The organism is Streptococcus sp. sy004 (assembly GCF_007859205.1).
Classification (GTDB): Bacteria; Bacillota; Bacilli; order Lactobacillales; family Streptococcaceae; genus Streptococcus.
This window is the reverse complement of the sequence record NZ_VOHP01000010.1, coordinates 1-5,003: the sequence shown is the minus strand read 5'-3', so window position 1 is coordinate 5,003 and position 5,003 is coordinate 1. Positions and strand designations below refer to the sequence as shown.

The window sequence follows — 5,003 nt, the reverse complement described above, 5'->3', positions numbered from 1 at the left end:
GCTAAGCGACTACCTTATCTCACAGGGGGCAACCCCCAACTACTTCAGGCGTGCTAGGGCTTAACTGCTGTGTTCGGCATGGGTACAGGTGTATCTCCTAGGCTATCATCACTTAACTACTCTGATTGATTATCCAATCAAAATTGAATACCTACTTATCTTATCATAACTTAAATAAACTGTCAACACTGACTGACTTCGGATAAGTCCTCGAGCTATTAGTATTAGTCCGCTTAATATGTCACCACACTTACACTCCTAACCTATCTACCTGATCTTCTCTCAGGGCTCTTACTGATATAAAATCATGGGAAATCTCATCTTGAGGGAGGCTTCGCACTTAGATGCTTTCAGCGCTTATCCCTTCCATACATAGCTACCCAGCGATGCTCTTGGCAGAACAACTGGTACACCAGCGGTATGTCCACTCTGGTCCTCTCGTACTAGGAGCAGATCCTCTCAAATTTCCTACGCCCGCGACGGATAGGGACCGAACTGTCTCACGACGTTCTGAACCCAGCTCGCGTGCCGCTTTAATGGGCGAACAGCCCAACCCTTGGGACCGACTACAGCCCCAGGATGCGACGAGCCGACATCGAGGTGCCAAACCTCCCCGTCGATGTGAACTCTTGGGGGAGATAAGCCTGTTATCCCCAGGGTAGCTTTTATCCGTTGAGCGATGGCCCTTCCATGCGGAACCACCGGATCACTAAGCCCGACTTTCGTCCCTGCTCGAGTTGTTGCTCTCGCAGTCAAGCTCCCTTATACCTTTACACTCTGCGATTGATTTCCAACCAATCTGAGGGAACCTTTGGGCGCCTCCGTTACCTTTTAGGAGGCGACCGCCCCAGTCAAACTGCCCGTCAGACACTGTCTCCGATAGGGATAACCTATCCGGGTTAGAGTAGCCATAACACAAGGGTAGTATCCCAACAACGCCTCCGCTGAAACTGGCGTCCCAACATCATCGGCTCCTACCTATCCTGTACATGTGGTACAGATACTCAATATCAAACTGCAGTAAAGCTCCATGGGGTCTTTCCGTCCTGTCGCGGGTAACCTGCATCTTCACAGGTACTAAAATTTCACCGAGTCTCTCGTTGAGACAGTGCCCAAATCATTACGCCTTTCGTGCGGGTCGGAACTTACCCGACAAGGAATTTCGCTACCTTAGGACCGTTATAGTTACGGCCGCCGTTTACTGGGGCTTCAATTCAGATCGTCGCTTACGCTAAACCCTCCTCTTAACCTTCCAGCACCGGGCAGGCGTCACCCCCTATACTTCATCTTACGATTTCGCAGAGAGCTGTGTTTTTGATAAACAGTTGCTTGGGCCTATTCACTGCGGCTGACCATAAAGTCAGCACCCCTTCTCCCGAAGTTACGGGGTCATTTTGCCGAGTTCCTTAACGAGAGTTCTCTCGCTCACCTGAGGCTACTCGCCTCGACTACCTGTGTCGGTTTGCGGTACGGGTAGAGTATGATACAACGCTAGAAGCTTTTCTCGGCAGTGTGACATCACTCACTTCACTACTAAACTTCGCTCCCCATCACAGCTCAACGTTATAGGTACAAGCATTTGACTCATACCACGCCTCACTGCTTAGCCAGACACTTCCATCCGTCTGGTTGAGTTAGCCTACTGCGTCCCTCCATCACTTCATACTCTAGTACAGGAATATCAACCTGTTGGCCATCGGATACACGTTTACGTCTCTCCTTAGGTCCCGACTAACCCAGGGCGGACGAGCCTTCCCCTGGAAACCTTAGTCTTACGGTGGATGGGATTCTCACCCATCTTTCGCTACTCATACCGGCATTCTCACTTCTATACGTTCCAGCGCTCCTCACGGTACACCTTCGTCACATATAGAACGCTCTCCTACCATACCATATTGGTATCCACAGCTTCGGTAAATTGTTTTAGCCCCGGTACATTTTCGGCGCAGGGTCACTCGACTAGTGAGCTATTACGCACTCTTTGAATGAATAGCTGCTTCTAAGCTAACATCCTAGTTGTCTGTGCAACCCCACATCCTTTTCCACTTAACAATTATTTTGGGACCTTAGCTGGTGGTCTGGGCTGTTTCCCTTTCGACTACGGATCTTAGCACTCGCAGTCTGACTGCCGATTATATCTCGTTGGCATTCGGAGTTTATCTGAGATTGGTAATCCGAGATGGACCCCTCACCCAAACAGTGCTCTACCTCCAAGAGACTTAACATCGACGCTAGCCCTAAAGCTATTTCGGAGAGAACCAGCTATCTCCAAGTTCGTTTGGAATTTCTCCGCTACCCACAAGTCATCCAAGCACTTTTCAACGTGCCCTGGTTCGGGCCTCCAGTGCGTCTTACCGCACCTTCACCCTGCTCATGGGTAGGTCACATGGTTTCGGGTCTACATCATAATACTAATCCGCCCTATTCAGACTCGGTTTCCCTACGGCTCCGTCTCTTCAACTTAACCTCGCATCATAACGTAACTCGCCGGTTCATTCTACAAAAGGCACGCTCTCACCCATTAACGGGCTCGAACTTGTTGTAGGCACACGGTTTCAGGTTCTATTTCACTCCCCTCCCGGGGTGCTTTTCACCTTTCCCTCACGGTACTGGTTCACTATCGGTCACTAGGGAGTATTTAGGGTTGGGAGATGGTCCTCCCAGATTCCGACGAGATTTCGCGTGTCTCGCCGTACTCAGGATACTGCTAGGTACAATCTCTGTTTCGAATACGAGGCTTTTACTCTCTTTGGCGACACTTCCCAATGTCTTCTTCTACAAAAATTGAGTCCACATTGCAGTCCTACAACCCCGAAGAGTAAACTCCTCGGTTTGCCCTCCTGCCGTTTCGCTCGCCGCTACTCAGGCAATCGCTTTTGCTTTCTCTTCCTGCAGCTACTTAGATGTTTCAGTTCACTGCGTCTTCCCTCCTCTACCCTTAACAGGTAGGGATAACAGGCATCAACCTGTTGGGTTCCCCCATTCGGACATCTCTGGATCAGCGCTTACTTACAGCTCCCCAAAGCATTTCGTCGTTAGTCACGTCCTTCGTCGGCTCCTAGTGCCAAGGCATCCACCGTGCGCCCTTATTAACTTAACCTTATTAATTTAATTTTCTACAGCGTTTCGGTTTATTTCTTGTTACTATTTATTTGATAATAATAGATATTCAATTTTCAATGGACAATCATTGGTAATAATTAAATTACCAATGGAGCCTAGCGGGATCGAACCGCTGACCTCCTGCGTGCAAAGCAGGCGCTCTCCCAGCTGAGCTAAGGCCCCACAAGACCTCTCAAAACTAAATAAGACAAACCAAGTATCCGAAAGTAATTAACTTACTTTTTCCTTAGAAAGGAGGTGATCCAGCCGCACCTTCCGATACGGCTACCTTGTTACGACTTCACCCCAATCATCTATCCCACCTTAGGCGGCTGGCTCCTTACGGTTACCTCACCGACTTCGGGTGTTACAAACTCTCGTGGTGTGACGGGCGGTGTGTACAAGGCCCGGGAACGTATTCACCGCGGCGTGCTGATCCGCGATTACTAGCGATTCCGACTTCATGTAGGCGAGTTGCAGCCTACAATCCGAACTGAGATTGGCTTTAAGAGATTAGCTTGCCGTCACCGGCTTGCGACTCGTTGTACCAACCATTGTAGCACGTGTGTAGCCCAGGTCATAAGGGGCATGATGATTTGACGTCATCCCCACCTTCCTCCGGTTTATTACCGGCAGTCTCGCTAGAGTGCCCAACTTAATGATGGCAACTAACAATAGGGGTTGCGCTCGTTGCGGGACTTAACCCAACATCTCACGACACGAGCTGACGACAACCATGCACCACCTGTCTCCAGTGTTCCGAAGAAAAATCCTATCTCTAGGACGATCACCGGGATGTCAAGACCTGGTAAGGTTCTTCGCGTTGCTTCGAATTAAACCACATGCTCCACCGCTTGTGCGGGCCCCCGTCAATTCCTTTGAGTTTCAACCTTGCGGTCGTACTCCCCAGGCGGAGTGCTTAATGCGTTAGCTACGGCACTAAGTCCCGGATAGGACCTAACACCTAGCACTCATCGTTTACGGCGTGGACTACCAGGGTATCTAATCCTGTTCGCTACCCACGCTTTCGAGCCTCAGCGTCAGTTACAGACCAGAGAGCCGCTTTCGCCACCGGTGTTCCTCCATATATCTACGCATTTCACCGCTACACATGGAATTCCACTCTCCCCTTCTGCACTCAAGTCTCGCAGTTTCCAAAGCATACAATGGTTGAGCCACTGCCTTTTACTTCAGACTTACAAAACCGCCTGCGCTCGCTTTACGCCCAATAAATCCGGACAACGCTCGGGACCTACGTATTACCGCGGCTGCTGGCACGTAGTTAGCCGTCCCTTTCTGGTAAGATACCGTCACAGTATGAACTTTCCACTCTCATACCCGTTCTTCTCTTACAACAGAGCTTTACGATCCGAAAACCTTCTTCACTCACGCGGCGTTGCTCGGTCAGGGTTGCCCCCATTGCCGAAGATTCCCTACTGCTGCCTCCCGTAGGAGTCTGGGCCGTGTCTCAGTCCCAGTGTGGCCGATCACCCTCTCAGGTCGGCTATGTATCGTCGCCTTGGTGAGCCTTTACCTCACCAACTAGCTAATACAACGCAGGTCCATCTTATAGTGATGCAATTGCACCTTTCAAAGTGATGTCATGCAACATCTCCTGTTATGCGGTATTAGCTATCGTTTCCAATAGTTATCCCCCGCTATAAGGTAGGTTACCTACGCGTTACTCACCCGTTCGCAACTCCTCAGTCTAGTGCAAGCACTAAACCTCAGCGTTCTACTTGCATGTATTAGGCACGCCGCCAGCGTTCGTCCTGAGCCAGGATCAAACTCTCATTTAAATTTGATGCTCAGTTTTCACTGACTTATTGTTTATTAACAGGTTATTTTCATAACCCGCACTTGGTTCGTCTTATTCAGTTCTCAAAGGTCTTAACGTCACC

Annotated in this window: 1 tRNA gene and 3 rRNA genes; all 4 read right to left on the bottom strand. The window is 49.8% G+C overall.

Annotation, left to right across the window (positions count from 1 at the left end):
• The 4 genes from rrf to FRX54_RS06245 all read right to left on the bottom strand — a co-directional run bounded on the left by rrf (position 1) and on the right by FRX54_RS06245 (position 4,901).
• Positions 1-116, bottom strand: a 5S ribosomal RNA gene (rrf, locus tag FRX54_RS06260).
• Between the two features lie 82 nt (positions 117-198).
• Positions 199-3,100, bottom strand: a 23S ribosomal RNA gene (locus FRX54_RS06255).
• Between the two features lie 112 nt (positions 3,101-3,212).
• Positions 3,213-3,285: transfer RNA gene (locus tag FRX54_RS06250), tRNA-Ala, on the bottom strand.
• Positions 3,286-3,353: 68 nt separating this feature from the next.
• Positions 3,354-4,901, bottom strand: a 16S ribosomal RNA gene (locus FRX54_RS06245).
• Together the 16S, 23S and 5S rRNA genes with 1 tRNA gene alongside form the textbook arrangement of a ribosomal RNA operon.
• Positions 4,902-5,003: the final 102 nt, after the last annotated feature.